Source organism: Neiella litorisoli, from assembly GCF_014773395.1.
In the GTDB taxonomy this organism is placed as follows: domain Bacteria; phylum Pseudomonadota; class Gammaproteobacteria; order Enterobacterales; family Neiellaceae; genus Neiella; species Neiella litorisoli.
The window spans coordinates 66,190-83,459 of sequence record NZ_JACXAF010000007.1 but is presented as its reverse complement, the minus strand read 5'-3'; the positions used below and the strand labels follow the sequence as shown (position 1 = coordinate 83,459).

Annotated in this window: 11 protein-coding genes; 4 read left to right on the top strand and 7 right to left on the bottom strand. The window is 49.4% G+C overall.

The features are described from left to right. Positions 1-26 precede the first annotated feature (26 nt). Positions 27-1,091, bottom strand: coding sequence for an LPS export ABC transporter permease LptG (lptG, locus tag IC617_RS06725; protein WP_191144224.1), 1,065 nt, complete (start codon positions 1,089-1,091; stop codon positions 27-29). After that, the gene (lptF, locus tag IC617_RS06720; protein ID WP_191144223.1) at positions 1,091-2,203 is read right to left on the bottom strand and encodes an LPS export ABC transporter permease LptF; all 1,113 of its coding nucleotides are present in this window, start codon (positions 2,201-2,203) and stop codon (positions 1,091-1,093) included. Before lptF ends, lptG begins: the two co-directional genes overlap by 1 nt. A gap of 226 nt (positions 2,204-2,429) precedes the next feature. Between lptF and pepA the strand changes: the two genes are divergently transcribed. The 3 genes from pepA to IC617_RS06705 are packed head-to-tail and all read left to right on the top strand — an operon-like array spanning position 2,430 to position 7,310. Further along, a complete protein-coding gene (pepA, locus tag IC617_RS06715) occupies positions 2,430-3,932 on the top strand; it encodes a leucyl aminopeptidase (protein ID WP_191144222.1) in 1,503 nt (500 codons plus the stop codon). Next, positions 3,933-4,415, top strand: a complete 483-nt coding sequence (locus IC617_RS06710) for a DNA polymerase III subunit chi (RefSeq protein ID WP_191144221.1) — start codon at positions 3,933-3,935, stop codon at positions 4,413-4,415. A 30-nt stretch (positions 4,416-4,445) separates the two neighbouring features. Next, a complete protein-coding gene (locus IC617_RS06705) occupies positions 4,446-7,310 on the top strand; it encodes a valine--tRNA ligase (protein ID WP_191144220.1) in 2,865 nt (954 codons plus the stop codon). Positions 7,311-7,399: 89 nt separating this feature from the next. Here IC617_RS06705 and IC617_RS06700 read toward each other — a convergent pair whose 3' ends face one another. From IC617_RS06700 to IC617_RS06680, 5 genes are all read right to left on the bottom strand, one after another. Next, entirely contained in the window at positions 7,400-8,557 is a 1,158-nt protein-coding gene (locus IC617_RS06700; protein WP_191144219.1) for an OmpA family protein, read from the bottom strand. Further along, positions 8,554-12,258, bottom strand: coding sequence for a lamin tail domain-containing protein (locus IC617_RS06695; RefSeq protein ID WP_191144218.1), 3,705 nt, complete (start codon positions 12,256-12,258; stop codon positions 8,554-8,556). Before IC617_RS06695 ends, IC617_RS06700 begins: the two co-directional genes overlap by 4 nt. A 327-nt stretch (positions 12,259-12,585) precedes the next feature. Beyond that, a complete protein-coding gene (locus IC617_RS06690) occupies positions 12,586-12,933 on the bottom strand; it encodes a hypothetical protein (RefSeq protein ID WP_191144217.1) in 348 nt (115 codons plus the stop codon). A gap of 157 nt (positions 12,934-13,090) precedes the next feature. Then, positions 13,091-14,131 carry a hypothetical protein gene (locus IC617_RS06685; protein WP_191144216.1) on the bottom strand — a complete coding sequence of 347 codons (1,041 nt, stop codon included), beginning with the start codon at positions 14,129-14,131 and terminating at the stop codon, positions 13,091-13,093. 312 nt (positions 14,132-14,443) lie between these two features. Continuing rightward, the gene (locus IC617_RS06680) at positions 14,444-14,857 is read right to left on the bottom strand and encodes a hypothetical protein (RefSeq protein WP_191144215.1); all 414 of its coding nucleotides are present in this window, start codon (positions 14,855-14,857) and stop codon (positions 14,444-14,446) included. A 407-nt stretch (positions 14,858-15,264) separates the two neighbouring features. Between IC617_RS06680 and IC617_RS06675 the strand changes: the two genes are divergently transcribed. Next, positions 15,265-16,815 carry a polysaccharide lyase family 7 protein gene (locus IC617_RS06675; RefSeq protein WP_191144214.1) on the top strand — a complete coding sequence of 517 codons (1,551 nt, stop codon included), beginning with the start codon at positions 15,265-15,267 and terminating at the stop codon, positions 16,813-16,815. The last annotated feature ends 455 nt before the right edge of the window (positions 16,816-17,270 follow it).

Here is a 17,270-nt window from a genome sequence, read left to right as displayed (position 1 = left end):
GCCACCCTAAGCAGAAATAGTTGCGGTTAACTGCGCCTTAGCAGGTAAATGGCAAAACCGAGGAACAGCAGAGAAGGTAGCGCCGCCGAGATCAATGGCGGTACCGCAAACACCACGGACAGCGGCCCAAACAGCTGATCAGCCAAATGAAACGCGAAGCCGGCAATCACACCGAGAACAATCCGAGCCCCCATGGTGACCGTTCGGAGTGGCCCGAAAATGAAAGACAGGGCCAACAGCATCATGGTGGCAACGGCCAGCGGCTTCAAAATTTTGCGCCACATGGTCAGTTCATAAAGGGTTGAGTCCTGACGCCCTGCTTTGAGGTAATCGACATAATCCATCAAGCCACCAATCGGCAGCGCATCGGGCTTAATCGACACCACACTCAGTTTGTTTGGCGTTAGCGTACTATTCCATTGAGATTGCTCGGCAAAGTCGGTGGAAATTTGGTTGTCGGTAAAGCGCGTATGATGGACTTCGCTCACCTGCCAGCCTTTGCCGGTGTAATGTGCTTCTCGGAAATGAAACACTTCCTGCAGACGATTGTCCTCATCGAAATGATATTGTGTCACCGCGTGCAGTTCATCGGCATCAAGCACCGAACCGATATAGACAAAGCTATCGCCATCTTTGGCCCAAGTTCCTGACTTGCTCGACAAAATGCTACCGCCAGAAATCGCAGCTGATTTTAACTCGCGGGCAAATCGCTCACTGGCTGGCACGCCCCACTCGCCGATGACCATCATCAACAAAGCCAACGGAATCGCTGTTTTCAACACCGAGCCCGAGATGTTTAATTTACTCAGGCCAGAGGATTGCATCACCACCAATTCACTGTGAGATGCCAGCATACCCAACCCCACCAACGCCCCCATCAGGGCACAAACTGGGAAGAATATCTCAATATCGCGCGGCGCCGAAAACAACATAAAAATAACCGCATCGACGATGTCATAATCGCCTTTACCGACGTGCTTGAGCTGCTGAACAAAGCGGATTAGCGAGGACAATCCAACCAGCACCAGCAACACTAAACTGGTGGTGCCAAGTAACGTTCGGCCAATGTGACGGTCGATAATCGAATACATCAAGCACGCCTCCAGGCCAGTAATTTACGCTTAAACTTAGCCCCCGTTTCGCGGCTATTAAGGAGCAAGCTCACCGCAAGCGTCAAGCCAATTAAATGCACCCACCACAAGCCCAGCCAACTCGGAATCGCCTCGCTTTGCAGCGCCTTGCGCCCCGCCATCAAAAAGATGAAATAGGCCAAATAAAGCAAGATCGCGGGTAACATTTTGGCAAACGCGCCTTGGCGCGGATTCACCACTGACAGCGGCACCGCCAGTAACGTCAAAATCGGAATGGCCAAGGGTAATGCAATGCGCCAGTGGAATTCGGCAACACGTTCTGGATCATCGCTGTTATACAATTCAGTGGTTGGTACCGCATCGAGTTTGCGGCGCTTACGCTCAGAAATTTGCGCTTTGGCGTCAATCACATAAGTATCAAAGGTGACGCGATTATAATCTTGCTGGCTTGGCGAACCTTCATATCGCTCGCCATTGCTCAGCTCTAAATTGACCGAGCCATCTGGTTGCTCTTTTAACACGCCTTTTTCGGCTAAAACCAAGCTGCCACGTTTATCGGCACTCCAGCCATCGGCCATTTGAGCAACAAAGACTTTATCGAGCTGATTACCGCGCTTGCTAATATTTTCCACAAAAATCACGGTATTGCCGTCTTTACTTTGGCGAAAACGACCTTCTACCAACGCCTGAACATTGGTATCAGCCTCAGCTTGCTCTAACAGTTGTAACTCGCGTTCTTTACTGACTGGCACTAAATAAAGAGTTAAAAATGCGGTAACGATCGTGATCACCGCGGCAAGGATAAGTGTGACGCGGGTTACATACCACTCGCTGACCCCCGTCGCTAACAGAACCACCATCTCGCTTTGTACGTACATTCGACCGAGGGCCATCAAAATGCCCAAAAACAGGCTGAGAGGCAGGATCATTGTCGCCAGCGCAGGAACATTAAGGCTTAGCAATTGAAACAGTATGGCACCAGCAATTTTGCCTTCAGAGGCATCTGCCAGAATAGAGACCAGTTCGCGGCTTATAAAAACCACCATCAGCACGCTGAATACAGCGAGCGTGGACTTCAAAACTTCAATGAGTAAAAAGCGAAATACAATCAAGGTTTGTTCCTGACTGATAAATGTGTCATTTTTAATGCCTGAGACTATGATTTGCGACAAACCTCAGGTTTTTACTAATATTTGCTAGTAAGCCTGCTTAACACGCATTATCTATAGAAAAGCTCAAAAAGAATACTTTTCTTTACCGACACAGCGATTGCACCAAACAGCAGGCGCTGATTATCCAACAAATAGAATTATAAGTCTTTATATAATAGGAGCATCCATGGAGTTCAGTGTAAAAAGTGGCAGCCCTGAAAAACAACGTAGCGCTTGCATCGTTGTTGGCGTTTTTGACCCAAGACGGCTTACGCCAGTAGCTGAACAGCTCGACAAAATCAGTGGCGGTTACCTGTCCAACTTACTGCGTCGCGGTGATTTGGAAGGCAAGCCGGGACAGATGCTGTTGTTGCACCAAGTACCGAATATTCTCAGTGAGCGAGTATTACTGGTTGGGTGTGGCAAAGAACGCGAGCTGGATGAGCGCCAATACAAGCAAATCATCGCCAAGACCATCAGCACCTTGAATGAAACGGGCTCAATGGAAGCGGTCTGTTTTCTGTCTGAGCTGCATGTCAAAGGCCGTGACACTTATTGGAAAGTTCGCCAAGCAGTTGAAACCACCCAAGATTCTCTGTACGCATTTGATCAGTTAAAAACCAAGAAAGGCGAAACCCGCCGTCCGCTGCGCAAAATCACTTTTAACGTGCCAACCCGCCGTGACCTGCCTGCAGGCGAAAAAGCCATTGCTCATGGTTTGGCCGTGGCCGAAGGTGTACTGGTTTGTAAAGACGTGGCCAACATGCCACCGAACATTTGCAACCCAGCCTATCTGGCCGAACAAGCCAAGCAATTAGGCAAAGACTACGACAATGTCACCACCGAAGTGATTGGCGAGTCGCAGATGGAAAAACTCGGCATGACCAGTTACTTAGCGGTTGGTCGTGGTAGCGAGAACGAATCCATGATGTCAGTGATCCACTATCGTGGTGCTGATGACGACGTCGCGCCAATCGTATTGATCGGCAAGGGCCTGACTTTCGACTCCGGCGGTATTTCACTCAAGCCAGGCGCTGGCATGGATGAAATGAAGTTCGACATGGGCGGTGCAGCTGGTGTTTACGGCACCATGAAAGCATTGGCTGAGTTGAATTTGCCAATTAACGTGATTGGTATTTTGGCCGGCTGTGAAAACATGCCAGATGGCCGCGCTTATCGCCCAGGTGATGTCCTGACCACCATGTCCGGCCAAACCGTTGAAGTACTCAACACCGATGCCGAAGGCCGCTTGGTCTTGTGTGACGCCCTAACCTACGCGGAGCGTTTTGAGCCAGAGTGCGTGATTGACGTGGCAACCCTAACTGGCGCTTGTGTAATTGCCTTGGGTTCTCACGCCACCGGTTTGCTGAGTAACCACAACCCACTGGCCCATGAGCTGGAAAACGCCTCGAATCAAAGTGGCGACCGCGCTTGGCGTTTACCATTGTGGGAAGACTACCAAGAACAGCTCGACAGCCCATTTGCTGACATGGCCAACATCGGCGGAAAAGCTGCCGGTACCATTACTGCGGGTTGTTTCTTAAGCCGCTTTACCAAGAAGTTCCACTGGGCTCACTTGGACATTGCTGGCACTGCATGGCGCTCGGGTAAGAACAAAGGCTCAACCGGCCGTCCAGTGCCAATGCTGACTCAGTTCTTACTGACTCGCGCTTCGCAAACCGAGGAATAAATGGCCGCAAGTGCCCATTTTGTCCTGATGGACCAAGCCAATAATGAGGAGCAGACCGAAGGGTCTGCTCCTTTTGCTTTGGCCGAACACTTCATTTTGGCCGCCAAACTCTGCGCCAACTATCAACAACGCGGTTTAAAACTGCATGTTTTGGTCGACAGCCAAGAGCAAGCAGAACTGATTGATGATCAGTTATTTGCCGCGCCACTTGAGCAGTTTGTAGCGCACGCACAAAGCCAGTTTGCACCTCGTTATGGCGCACCTGTGATGATCAGCACCAGCGAGCCGACAAATTTTGTGCCGCTGCTGATTAATCTTTCTGCCAAAGGGCCGTCGAATACTGTAAAATGCCGCCACATTCTTGACCTGGTGCCAACAGAACCCGATCTGAAACAGCAAGCGCGCGATCGCTACCGCTTGTATCAGAGCTACGGCTTAGCACCAACCACAGGGTCAGAGCAGCAGTTACCTGCATTCAACTAATTTACAACGAGTTACTTTAAGAACGACGTCATGGAAAAAACTTTCAATCCAAACGCGGTTGAGCGCGCCATGTATCAGGCATGGGAACAAAAGGGCTACTTCAAGCCACATGGTGACACCAGCAAAGACAGCTACTGCATCATGATCCCGCCGCCAAACGTCACTGGCAGCCTGCACATGGGCCACGCTTTCCAAGACACCATCATGGACACCCTGATCCGCTACCAGCGCATGCAAGGCAAAAACACCTTGTGGCAAGTGGGTACCGACCACGCGGGTATTGCTACCCAAATGGTGGTTGAGCGCAAGATCGCCGCCGAAGAAGAGAAGACCAAGCACGACTACGGCCGCGAAGCGTTCTTAGAAAAAGTCTGGGAATGGAAAGGCGAAAGCGGCGGCACCATCACCAAGCAGCTGCGTCGTTTGGGCGCATCGGTCGATTGGGAGCGCGAGCGCTTCACCATGGATGAAGGCTTATCGAAAGCTGTTCTCGAAGTATTCGTTCGTTTGTACAAAGAAGATTTGATTTACCGCGGCAAGCGTTTGGTCAACTGGGATCCAAAACTGCACACGGCGATCTCCGATCTGGAAGTGGAAAACAAAGACAAGAAAGGCCACATGTGGCACTTCCGTTATCCGCTGGCTGACGGCGTCAAAACCGCCGATGGTAAAGACTACATCGTGGTTGCTACCACTCGTCCGGAAACCATGCTCGGCGACACCGGTGTGGCGGTGAATCCAGAAGATCCGCGCTACAAAGACCTCATTGGCAAATTCATTGAATTGCCACTGGTTGGCCGTCGCATTCCAATCGTTGGCGATGACCACGCCGATATGGAGAAAGGCACCGGCTGTGTGAAGATCACCCCAGCCCACGACTTCAATGACTATGAAGTCGGTAAGCGCCATCAGTTACCGATGATCAACATTCTCACCATTGACGCTGCCATCCGCGCTGAAGCGGAAGTATTCAACACCAAAGGTGAAGCATCTGACGCCTACAGCACTGAGCTGCCAGCAGAATACGCGGGCATGGACAGATTCGCTGCACGCAAAGCGGTTGTTGCTAAATTCGAAGAGCTGGGCTTACTGGAAGAAATCAAAGATCACGAACTGACTGTGCCTTATGGCGACCGTGGTGGCGTGGTGATTGAGCCCATGCTGACCGATCAATGGTATGTGCGTGCCGATGTGCTGGCTAAGCCTGCGGTTGAAGCGGTTGAAAACGGCGACATTGAGTTTGTGCCAAAGCAATACGAGAACATGTACTTCTCGTGGATGCGTGACATCCAAGATTGGTGTATTTCCCGTCAGCTGTGGTGGGGTCACCGCATTCCGGCTTGGTATGACGACAACGGCAACGTTTATGTTGGCCGCAGCGAAGAAGAAGTTCGTGCCGACAACGGTTTGGCTGCCGATGTTGCCCTGCGCCAAGACGATGATGTACTGGACACCTGGTTCAGCTCAGCATTGTGGACCTTCTCAACGCTAGGTTGGCCAGAGAATACTGACGCGCTGAAAACCTTCCACCCAACGTCTTGTTTGGTGACGGGCTTCGACATCATCTTCTTCTGGGTAGCTCGCATGATCATGATGACCATGCACTTCATGAAAGATGAAGATGGCAAGCCGCAAGTGCCATTCAAAACCGTTTATGTCACCGGTCTGATCCGTGATGAAAACGGCGACAAGATGTCGAAGTCAAAAGGGAACGTGCTCGATCCGCTCGATATGGTCGACGGCATTGATTTGGAAAGCTTGGTACAAAAACGCACTGGCAACATGATGCAGCCTAAGCTTGCCGCCAAGATTGAAAAGAACACTCGCAAAGCGTTTGCCAATGGCATTGAAGCCCACGGCACCGACGCCCTGCGCTTTACCCTAGCGGCGATGGCCTCAACCGGCCGTGACATCAACTGGGATATGTCGCGCCTTGAGGGCTACCGCAACTTCTGCAACAAGCTGTGGAACGCCAGCCGCTACGTGCTGATGAATACCCAAGAGCAAGATTGCGGCTTTGCTGCTGACGCCGATAAAGAAATGGTATTGAGCTTGGCCGATCGCTGGATCATTGGCCGCTTTAACCAAACCGTGAAAGATGTCCGAGAAGCGCTCGATGGTTACCGATTCGACATGGCGGCTAACGCTTTGTATGAATTCACCTGGAACCAATTCTGTGACTGGTACTTGGAGCTGACCAAGCCGGCACTGCAATCAGGCTCTGAAGCTGAACTGCGCGGCACACGCCACACGCTGGTTTCTGTATTGGAGCAACTGCTTCGTTTGATGCACCCACTGATGCCGTTTATCACTGAAGAAATCTGGCAACAAGTAAAAGTGCTGGTTGGCAATGATGCCGACTCGGTGATGCTCGAAGCCTACCCAAGCTTTGATGACAGCAAAGTCGATGAGCTATCCGTTCACGACTTGGAATGGGTGAAGAAATTTGTCGTTGCGGTCCGTAACGTCCGTGGCGAGCTAGGAATTTCCCCAAGCAAAGGGCTGACTTGCTTGCTACGCAATGTCGATGCCGATGCTCAGCGTCGTTTGGACGAAAACCAAACCTTCCTAAAAGCGATGGCTAATGTTGAGTACATTGAGATCCCAGCGGCCGATGCCGAACTGCCCATGTCGACTACTCAGTTGGTTGGCGATATGGAAGTGATGATCCCAATGGCAGGCCTGATTGATGCCGAAGCGGAAATTGCTCGGATCAGCAAGCAGCTTGAGAAAATGGCGAAAGATGCCGCCCGCATTGAAGGCAAGCTCAGCAATCAAGGTTTTGTTGCTAAAGCACCAGAAGCGGTTGTCGCCAAAGAGAAAGAAAAGCTGGCCGAAGCGAAGCGTGATATGGCCAAGCTGGAAACTCAAATTGAGCAGCTAAAAGCACTGTAAGTAGCTGTTTGAATAAACCAAGGCGACTCATTGAGTCGCCTTTTTTATGACACTCATGTTATGACCAATATGACGACCGAGCCAAGGCTCTAGCCATCAACGCTAAGCCCAGCTTGTCGCGCCGCTTGTAAATCGGACTCAAGAATTTCAAACGGCATAAACGCCTCATTTTGATTGAGCCGCTCACCGTAGTAAGCCCCTAAAAATACATACAGCAAACCGCCTGGCCGACTCGGCAAACTATCAGTGGTCGCCATATAGTCGAGCAAGAAGGTGCTTCCTTCAGCAGCCTCATCACCCACCCACCAAGAGTCCACTTCCTTGGTCAAATCATAGTAAGACCATGCGTGTGACTTCAACGCGTCGTACGTTGGCGCGACGACGATCGCCGTACCAAAGCCATCAAAGCGGCTTTTTACTGTGTATTTTGCCACTTCAACAATTCGCTCTGCATCGCGCAATAACGCACAACTTTTGTTGTTTTCATGGGTTGCGCTTGCTTCTCGCAAATCCAACTGAATGCCCTGATGGCCCCATTCAAGGATTTGCTGCAACGACTGATTGGGCGCTCGCCGAATACCGCGCTCTAGCGCCAGATTAACAATGCTAGCAATGATAAACAGGCGGTGTTGGCTGTTTTCAAACCGACTCATGTCTTCTTCACGAAAGTCGGTAAATATGGTTTCCAACTCTTGGTCAGGTATGTTTTGCGGTTTGCGATCCCAGATATCGACCAGCCGCCTAACTTTTTCTGGCTCAGGATCGTCAAACGATCCGAATCGGTAGACGCTAAAGTCGTACCAGCAATTGAGCTCAACACTCCGATTAATGCCTAATTCTTGCCCCGGCGCTTGCTCAATCGGAATGGTCGAACCCTCAGCAACAATCACCGGCGGAGGATAAATGCCGTAAAGCTGCAGCTGATGCCGCACCGCTTGGGCCCGCTGACTGGCCAGCTGTGCATTGGTGGCTTCAGGGCCGGTTTGACTAGCATGACCAATCAAACTATCAATGCTCAATGCCCGATCGGACATCACTCGATGACAAAAATGTTCAATACTCGCCAAACTCGCTTCGGGTAGCTCACTCGATCCCACAGGAAAGTTGGCCAGCAAAAAAGTGAAGTGAAGTTGTTCTGGCAACTTGCGGCCTGTCGCGCGCATTCTGATTTGTTGCAACAGCATGGCAAAGGCTTGCTCTAACTCTTCGATTAGCGCGTTATGATTGATGATAATTGGATTGCTCATGACACAGACTCCAAGTTGGCAGTGGCTACGGGATAACTAAAAGAGGCCACTTGCGTACCGCTGGCGTTGATGAGTAACAGGGTATCGCCCTCGTTATTCCATATCGCCGCTCGGCGCCCCATGTGAAGCCGCTGCAATTCACTGTCAGAGGCAATGTGATCATCTGCCGGCGATCCGCCGGTAAATATTTGCACCGCCTGCCCGGGGTTGAGGGTCAACTCAGGGAACACGTACTTGTGTCTGGCTAGGTCTTGGATTTGCCAATGATGCAAGTCAGTTGGCTGCTCGCCATGCCAACGAAGCATCGCGTACTCTTGGTCCACATCTCTTCCCGGTGGGTTAGCATCAATCTCTATGTGCCAGTCACTGGGATTAACATACTGCTCAAGATCGACGCTAAATAGCGCGGTTTTGCGCTGATGATCGGTGCTCAGCGGGCCGGTGATCCAGCTGACTTCAAGCACATTCATGCCCTGCACAAACTCGTGGCCATCAGCCGATTGCCAACTCAACTGATATTGATTGGTAGCGCTGACAAATTGCCAATCCTGAGCATCTACCGGCAACGGCTGGCCATTTAATCGCAGCTGAATTCGGCTTGATTCGGCAACCGTCAATTGCAGCCAATTGCTGCCGCTTACCCGAATCACCACCGTTAGCGAAGCGGGATAAACGCGCTCAAAGGTCGATGCCGGTTGCACTATCTCGACATTGAACTGGTCATCGAATTGATGGGCGTTGAGATCACTCACGGCCTGCTGTTGCTGCGCTTCGATCAGCGAAAGCTCTGCTTGGGCAAGCGCTTGCTCTTGTTGTAGCCGCCGCAACTGACGCAATTGGGTCAAATAGGTTTGGATGTCATCCATTAATGTCTCAGGGAAGACGTAGTCCATGACAATATCCCGCGCTCGCTCTGCCGATAGGGTGACGATTCCCGATAATAGCGCCAACACCTGTGCCTCCACCTGCGCCTGCCAATCAAGCAAGGCTTGCGCGCTGTCTCCTGCGGCGCTGGCGAAGTTATCGAGGCGGTCAATGATGTTGACCAGAAGCGGCTGAATATAGTCAACAACCGCATCCAAGATCGGCCCGATAATAAGCCAATCGCCAACATAAAAAGCCGCTAAAGCGGCTGCTTGGGCCGCCTCATCGTCAATATTGTCGAGCACAATTTGCTCTGCTTCTAGACGAATGGCGAGGCGTAGATTCTGGGCCCAATTCGATGCGATCTGCAGCTGGATCCGAGTGGTTTGAAGACGAATTAAATTAGTTAATTGGTTGAGTTCACGCTCGATGGTTGTTCGCAATCGATCGGTTAACTGAGCGATCCGTTCAATTAGTTGATTGGCTATTGTAGCGAGCTGTTGGATGAACGAGTTCAGCGAGCGTCTGGTTTGCTGTAGCGCGTCCAACGTCAGTGCCAAATAAAATTCAGCTAACGCTGGCGCTAGGTGTTGCGCCGCAATCCGCACGGCATCGAGTTGGATCTCAACCAACAACTCAGTAAGCCGCTGGGCTTTGGGTAAATTGGGTAAATGTAAGCAGTTTTGAATATCGGCAATCAACTGATCAACAACGAGTGGCGAGTTGTTATCGATTTGTCCTGCCATTGACAGCAATACATCGCGCTTCAATTCATACAACTCAGCCCGCCTCGCCGTAGTCATGACACTTGGCCCCAACTGCATTGCGAGGGTCGAAGTGATGGCCAACAATAATTCACGGACAGCAGCACTGTGGCGCGAGAGATCGGGCCGCCCCGGCAAGTTTTGCTGCAGCACATTCTGGCAATGGAGAAAAAACGGCTGCTCATCATCACTGACTAACTGTGTTAACTGATTCAAGCTGGCGTAGCCTTCATCAATGAAGAAGTCGCTGAAGATGCGGTCAAAATAGACCATGTTACGGGCTAAAATGCGATAAATCACAACGCCGCTACCGGCGGTAATATCATTGGCCAGTTGCAAGCGAATTGAACTTGGCTTTGCCCCATCAGATGTGATCAGCAGCTCATCTAACTTACTGAACAGAAAATCGTTAACCAAAGTTAAGCTCGGCTCTACGACTTCGTCCAAATACAAAATCAGTTCATCTAATTGGTGCTGAGCCAAATGCTGTTTCAAACTCGGCAGCAATTCGCCAATAATCAACTCCTCAAGCAATTGTTGTTGCACCAACTGACGGAAACTCTGATAGCTGTTCAGTTGCTCAAAGCGCGTTTGCGGCGAACTAATGCTGCGAATTAAATCTTCCAGCACATCGCCTGCGGATAAATGAAAGGTTTGCTCGAGCTGCAACCGAAATAACTCAAATTGCGGCGCATGGCGCTGCAATAGTGGCGCAACGCCGATAGCAACGAGGTAATCAACGGCTAGAGAAACGTCGACCGAATTGAGCGATTGCGCTAACGGCGCAGATCCCGTTGACGACAAGGTTTGCTCAATTTCAGCTGGCACAAAATCAGGCGCATCCGGCAGCTGTGAGCCGCTCAGTCCCATATCAACTTCACCAACTGCAGTTGAGTGGCCGGAAAGCTCCGCATAGAAACCGTCGAGCAACTTGCTCGCGCGCATTGATAGTACCGACGCACACCAAAATAGCGTTAACGGCCGTTTAAAGGGCGTCAATAACTCACCATCCAGCCGATCGATAATGTTGCTGAATGCCACAATGACGGTGTTGATCTGATGAAGACTTTGTTCACCAGCCGCTAGCGCCTGCAATAAATCGTCGATATTCGATTCAATATCAGCGAGATCTGCTTCTACCAAATCAACCCCAGACAATCGGTAATAGAGGCGCGTAACTTCGTTTTTTAACCAATCAATGGCGCTATCAATCAGCCCTTGCAACGCACTGCGCTGCAAACTTTCAATAAGGTTGTTGGTGATAATCGGCGCGATGTGTTGAGGTTGCAGCAACGCCTTTCGTTCATGAGCTTTATTGCCAATGTCATATGCCGTCATGGTGAGCAACGGAAAGCAAAAATCAAAGGCATACGCCAAATAAGCAGCACTGGGATGATTGAGCGTGCGGATTTGCTCAACGAGCGCTTGGCTGACGCGATAACTAGAGCGCGAAACTGCCCGCCGCAAGTCGTTGAAACCGGCATCGGCATAAGCATCAGCGCCGCCGCCAGCACCTAAACCGAAATTAAAACCACAGGAAATTTCAAAACCGGCAGAAATATTATTGATATCAAGAATGGCGTTGAGATAACCATCAGCCGCTGCCGACGCCGCCACCTTGCCAAAGACGCCAACCTCCACACGCAATTCTTCAGCAAAAATTAGCAGCAGATCCGCCGCTAAGGGCGTCAGCTGCTCGTTGGCAAATCGCGACACATGCTCAGCGGTAAAATACACCGCCAGACTACCGGCGGCAGCGGCATAGGCATAGGCGCCGCCTTCAAGACTTAAACCAAGAGTTTGGAACGGATTGGGCTCCAATCGAGCCACCGCCTTGACGCCCGCTTCAGCCTCTAACTGCCCCTGCGCGCGGCCGCCGACGATCAGTAAATTAAGTGTGGCGTTGGCATTAGCCATCGCCTGAGCATCAATGCCAAGCTGAATACCGTGACATACGGCAGCGGTGACATCCACTCCGGCCCGAACGCGGCCAGTGAGTCGGCCACTGACAATGCCGTAGCGGCCTCCGGACAGGACATCAGCTTGAACAATCTGGATAGGAATAGTTGGCATAGTGGCAGCATCCTTGCGGTACATGTACCGAATTGGTGCCGTCAACTTGCGTGTCTAACTGAGCCACAAAGCAGCAAGCTAACACAGCGATGATTAGCAATAATAAGTGTTGAAAATAGGCCTTTCAGCGTTGCTCGCTAAACAGCCTAAACCGAGTAAAGGTTAGTAACCACTTGCGTATTTATCCAGAAGAACATTAATTATTCGTATTAGTACTTGAGTCTATTATCGGCTTCGAGACGCTAAAAAAACATGGGAAGCAATTGCTTGGTAAAGAAAAAGGCGACTCAATGAGCCGCCTTATGAATATGCTGGTTGAATGTGCTACTACTGGTCTGGCGCTGCTGGCTTACCCGGCTCCCACCCACATTTGAGGCAGGGGCGCCCAGCCCGAAAGGCGTTGTAGACATATTTCGGTTGGATCCGCTTGCCATCTTTGAATTTGGTCAGGTTCCAGCCACACTCAGGGCATTTCACCAAATGATACAGACAAAGGTGATGAGCAATGGCACAGGTCAAACTCACGCCAACCACAATGCTCAAACAAAACGACCATGAAAGCCCCTGAGTTGGCACCAGAAACATGGTGGTAATGCCGCCTAACGGCAGCGCATAGATCCCCGCTCGATCGAGCCAGAAAATCCAACCTTTGTTTAATGCAGCTAGCGTATTCATTGTTTAACCATCTCAACTTCTTCGCGATGGCAAATGCTAACACGTATTTGCCAAGACTGAACCGGATATGATTTAAGATCAGAGTTGGATCGGCTGGACCTGCGTGATACAGAAGATTATTCATCATTTGGCTCTAATGAACGACCACAGTTACTTGTTATGGATTTTTACTCTCAAGCATCAAAACTCGTTTTTCTAACTTTTTAATCTCATCAAAATTTTTCTTCAATACTTTTGTTTCTGGTTCATCTTTATTTTCTTCATCAGTAAAAAAGTCTACTTCGCCACCTTTTTCAACAAATTCGATTAGATTTTTAACTGACTTCTCTAGCACTTTAACTTTTTCCCCGTCACCATTAGCGTCTATATTTAACTTTACGGATATCTCTTTAGTTATTTTATCTAAACCCTCTTTTTTCTCTTTATCAGCTTCTTTTGCTAAGTCACTTTCTAATTTTTTATTATTTAATTTTAGGGACTTAATTTCTTCTACTTTTTTTCGAATTGTTAACACTCGGTCAGCTACTTTAAGAGCAGATAAAATAATAGTGCTCGCAGTAGTAGCTATTGCAGCCGCTACCGCCAATTCAATCACTATAGACCCTTTACTAGCACCAACTACTTTTATATCTTCAGGAGCACTATCATGAGCCATTGCAATACCACGTCCAATCTCCCACCAAGAATTACCTAATTTTTTGAAGTCTGTAACATTATCCATGCCGGCTTCGTTTTGAAAATGCACACGCATAACCACACTTCCTTTTTCTAGTTCACCTTCATCGTTGGTAGTTATTAGTGGCTTTAATGCGGCTTTTATTTGATCTGATTTTTGAACTGCCGTGTTTATTTCCTGAGATATTTTAGCAATTTCAGCTGCTGCAGTAGCTACATCAAGAGAATTTTTATACAAAATACTTTCTATTCGATCAATTCCTTCATCACCAATATTTTGTGTAATATTTAAGAGAGAAAGCACATCCTCTTGTTGGTATGTTAACCCACTAGTATCCACTACCTTAATTGCATCAATAATCGCATTTTTTTGAGCTTCAAATGGTTGTTTAGGCTGATTATTTCTGGCGTTAACATTTTGCTGAATGCCAGTTTGAAGAGCTTGGTACTTCTGAGGAATCTGAGTAGTTTTAATATTTTCGTCAATCCAAAATGACAATTGCAAGAGTTCTGATATTTGCACGATGCTTCCTTAAATTCATAACAGTGTTATTACTGCGAATTCACACTAAGTCCGAAATTCGCAATTCAAATCTTTAACGATTCATTCCTAATTTTTCCAGCAAGAACAAGGAGGTAGGAGAGCTAAAGAGCTACTTTCGAACCAGTCCTTGGTATGGAAAGTGAGAATGAAGATTTATGTAGGTCGATATAAGCACATTAGTCGATGCTAAATCGTGTTTCAAATCATAAAGATAAAAATCTTTGCTTGCGTGAAAGTCCCAAAAAAAAAACGGCCAGCTGGCCGTTTTCTATTCGCTTTTAAGCACATGGCTTACTTTGCTTTATAAGCAACCGCGCCATCTTGCTCTTGGCTTTCCGCCAGTTCTTTTTTCACCAGCGCATCTAGGGTGTTCTTGCGAGCGCTTAGCTCTTTCGCATCAACCCAGTCGCCAGCGGCTTGTAATTCCGCCAGTGCTTTTGCTTGCGCGTCGGATAGGCCCGCAGGCGCCGCCGCTGCAGCAGTAACATCAGCTGTCGCTGCAGGCTTGCTTTCAGCTGGCGCTACGACTGCAGCCGGCTTAGGTTCAGCAGCAGCTTTCACTTCCAGGTTCACATCAGCCTGACGATAAGCGTCAAAGACCTTGCCACGCGGCAGAGTGTTGCCTTGTGCGACTTGCATGAGTGCCCAAGCTTGTTCAGCTTTCATTGGTGCTTGCCCCTGTGGGGTCAGGTTTTGTTGTGACATTATTTGTACTTTGCCTTTTCAAATCTTTCCGCCAATCAATCCCCAAGGTATTGACCAAAAGGGCGGACTTATTCTCTAAATGAATCACGTTAAGTGAATACCAAGGCGCGAGCAATTTCGCATACTGGCATCACAGCGGCGGGATGGTACCAAGATTGTTGCCTTGTGACACGAAATTTGCCGATCTGTTCCAAGTAGAAATCTAAATCTAAGATCTAAATCAGTTCAAATCGTGATTGTTCGACGAAGTTATGCCGATTTTAACACCGCGATCTTTGCTGTTGCCATGACTGGCACCCAGCAAAAAACAAAACCCCGAGCAAACAAATTGGTCATACACAAATACAAAATAGTCATGACGAATTAACATACCAATAAATAACCTTTGTCGACCACTTGCAGTTCCCATGAATCCATTTCGCTCAGCGTTCCTTATTGCATTTTCAACCTTGCCCCTTGTTACGGCTTGTGGCGGCGGCGGAGGTAGTTCAGCGCCGTCGAATCCGGCAACGCCGGTGACACCACCTGCGGAGCCGGAAGTTTGCACCTCGCCAACAGCAACCACATTGGTGGCCGCCTACGATGATGGCAGTCACGATGGCCATTCGCCGTCAGATGCCATTGATGGCGACTTGAGTGATGGTTCCCGCTGGTCGTCTGAGGGCGATGGCAAGTGGCTGATCGTTGATTTGGGCGAAGCCTTTGATATTCGCCAAATCCACACCGCGTGGTACAAGGCAGATGAGCGAGCATCCTACTTCGATCTGGAATATTCGCTCGATGGCCAGAGCTGGCAATTAATCGGCGATGAATACCAATCAACCCTTGGTGTCATCGGCTTTGAGACATGGCCCGTGAGCAATGCCGATGGTCGTTACATCCGCCTAACCGGTCATGGTAATTCAGCAGCTGACAACAACTGGAACAGCTTGCTTGAAATTGCAGTATCCGATTGCGGCGCGACTCATTCGGTCACCCAAGAATTACAGCTCCCGGAGACCCCGACTCCGCCATCGGAGCAACCGGGCCAAACAGTCACTACGCCAGATGGCACGCCATCTGCGCCGTTGACGTCGGTACTGCTCGACTCGAGCTTGCCGCCATCGGGCAACTTCGATTTAAGCCGCTGGTATCTGAGCGTACCGACCGACACCGATGGCAATGGCAAATCCGATAGCATTTATGAAGCCGAGCTAAATGCTGGCTATCAGGACAACAACTATTTTTATACCGCAGCCGACGGCGGCATGACCTTTGTCTGCCCTATTTACGGTTATAAAACATCAACCAATACCACCTACACTCGCGTCGAGTTGCGTGGCATGTTGCGCGCTGGCGACACCAGCATTCGCACTCAAGGCGTCAATCAAAACAACTGGGTCTTTAGCTCGGCGCCAAGCGCTGCGCAAATTGCCGCCGGCGGTGTTGATGGCGTGTTGAAAGCGACCTTAGCGGTGAACCATGTTACCGAGACGGTTGAAGCCGGCAGCGACTATCGCGTTGGCCGCGTGGTGATTGGCCAGATCCATGCCGATGATGATGAGCCCATTCGACTCTACTACCGCAAACTGCCGGGCAATGACAAAGGCTCAATTTACTTCGCCCACGAGCCGATTGATCGTTCCGATTTATGGTTTGAGCTAATTGGCTCAAAAGATTCTGATGCCGCCAATCCAGTCGATGGCATCGCCCTCAATGAGAAGTTCAGCTACGAAATCCATGTTGTCGGCAATGTCCTAAGCGTCAGCATCTTGCGAGATGGCAAAGACACCATCACTCAGTCCATCAGTATGAATGGCAGCGGTTATGACGCGGCAGATCAGTACATGTATTTCAAAGCCGGGGTTTATATTCAGGACAAACTAGAAAAAGATTTTGCTGATTACGCCAGTGATGACCCAAGGCTTACGGATTACGCCCAAGTGACCTTTTACGCTTTGGAGGCCAGCCACAACTAATTCAAACCTATCTTTCCCTATCAGGATTGACCCAGTCTTGACCTAGAGCTTGTTGCTCTTTGCTGTGTGTTTTTGCAGCAATTTATTGGTGATTTAGGCAAGGAAGTGGTTATGAAGTTGACTGGCTGTCAATGAGTAATCACTGACGCTGAATAAATTGCCAATAAACGCTGCCCGAAGGGTTCGTCAAAATGCTCATTTCGCTACGTCACTCGCTATTTGTATAGATTGCTATACGGCATAGCTCGTTTCTTGCTCAAAAGAGCATTTTGAACGAACAAAATTCATACACCAAAGAGCAACAGGCTCTAGCCTTTGCTGGGTCTTTTTTTGGCTGAAATTTGGCGCCCGTCAAGCCGTTGGAAACAATGCGGCTTGGTCAGTGGCGATTTAACATGTCACTAACATTTCAATTACCTTGCACAACAAAATAGATCCGAAAAACAACCTGCAAT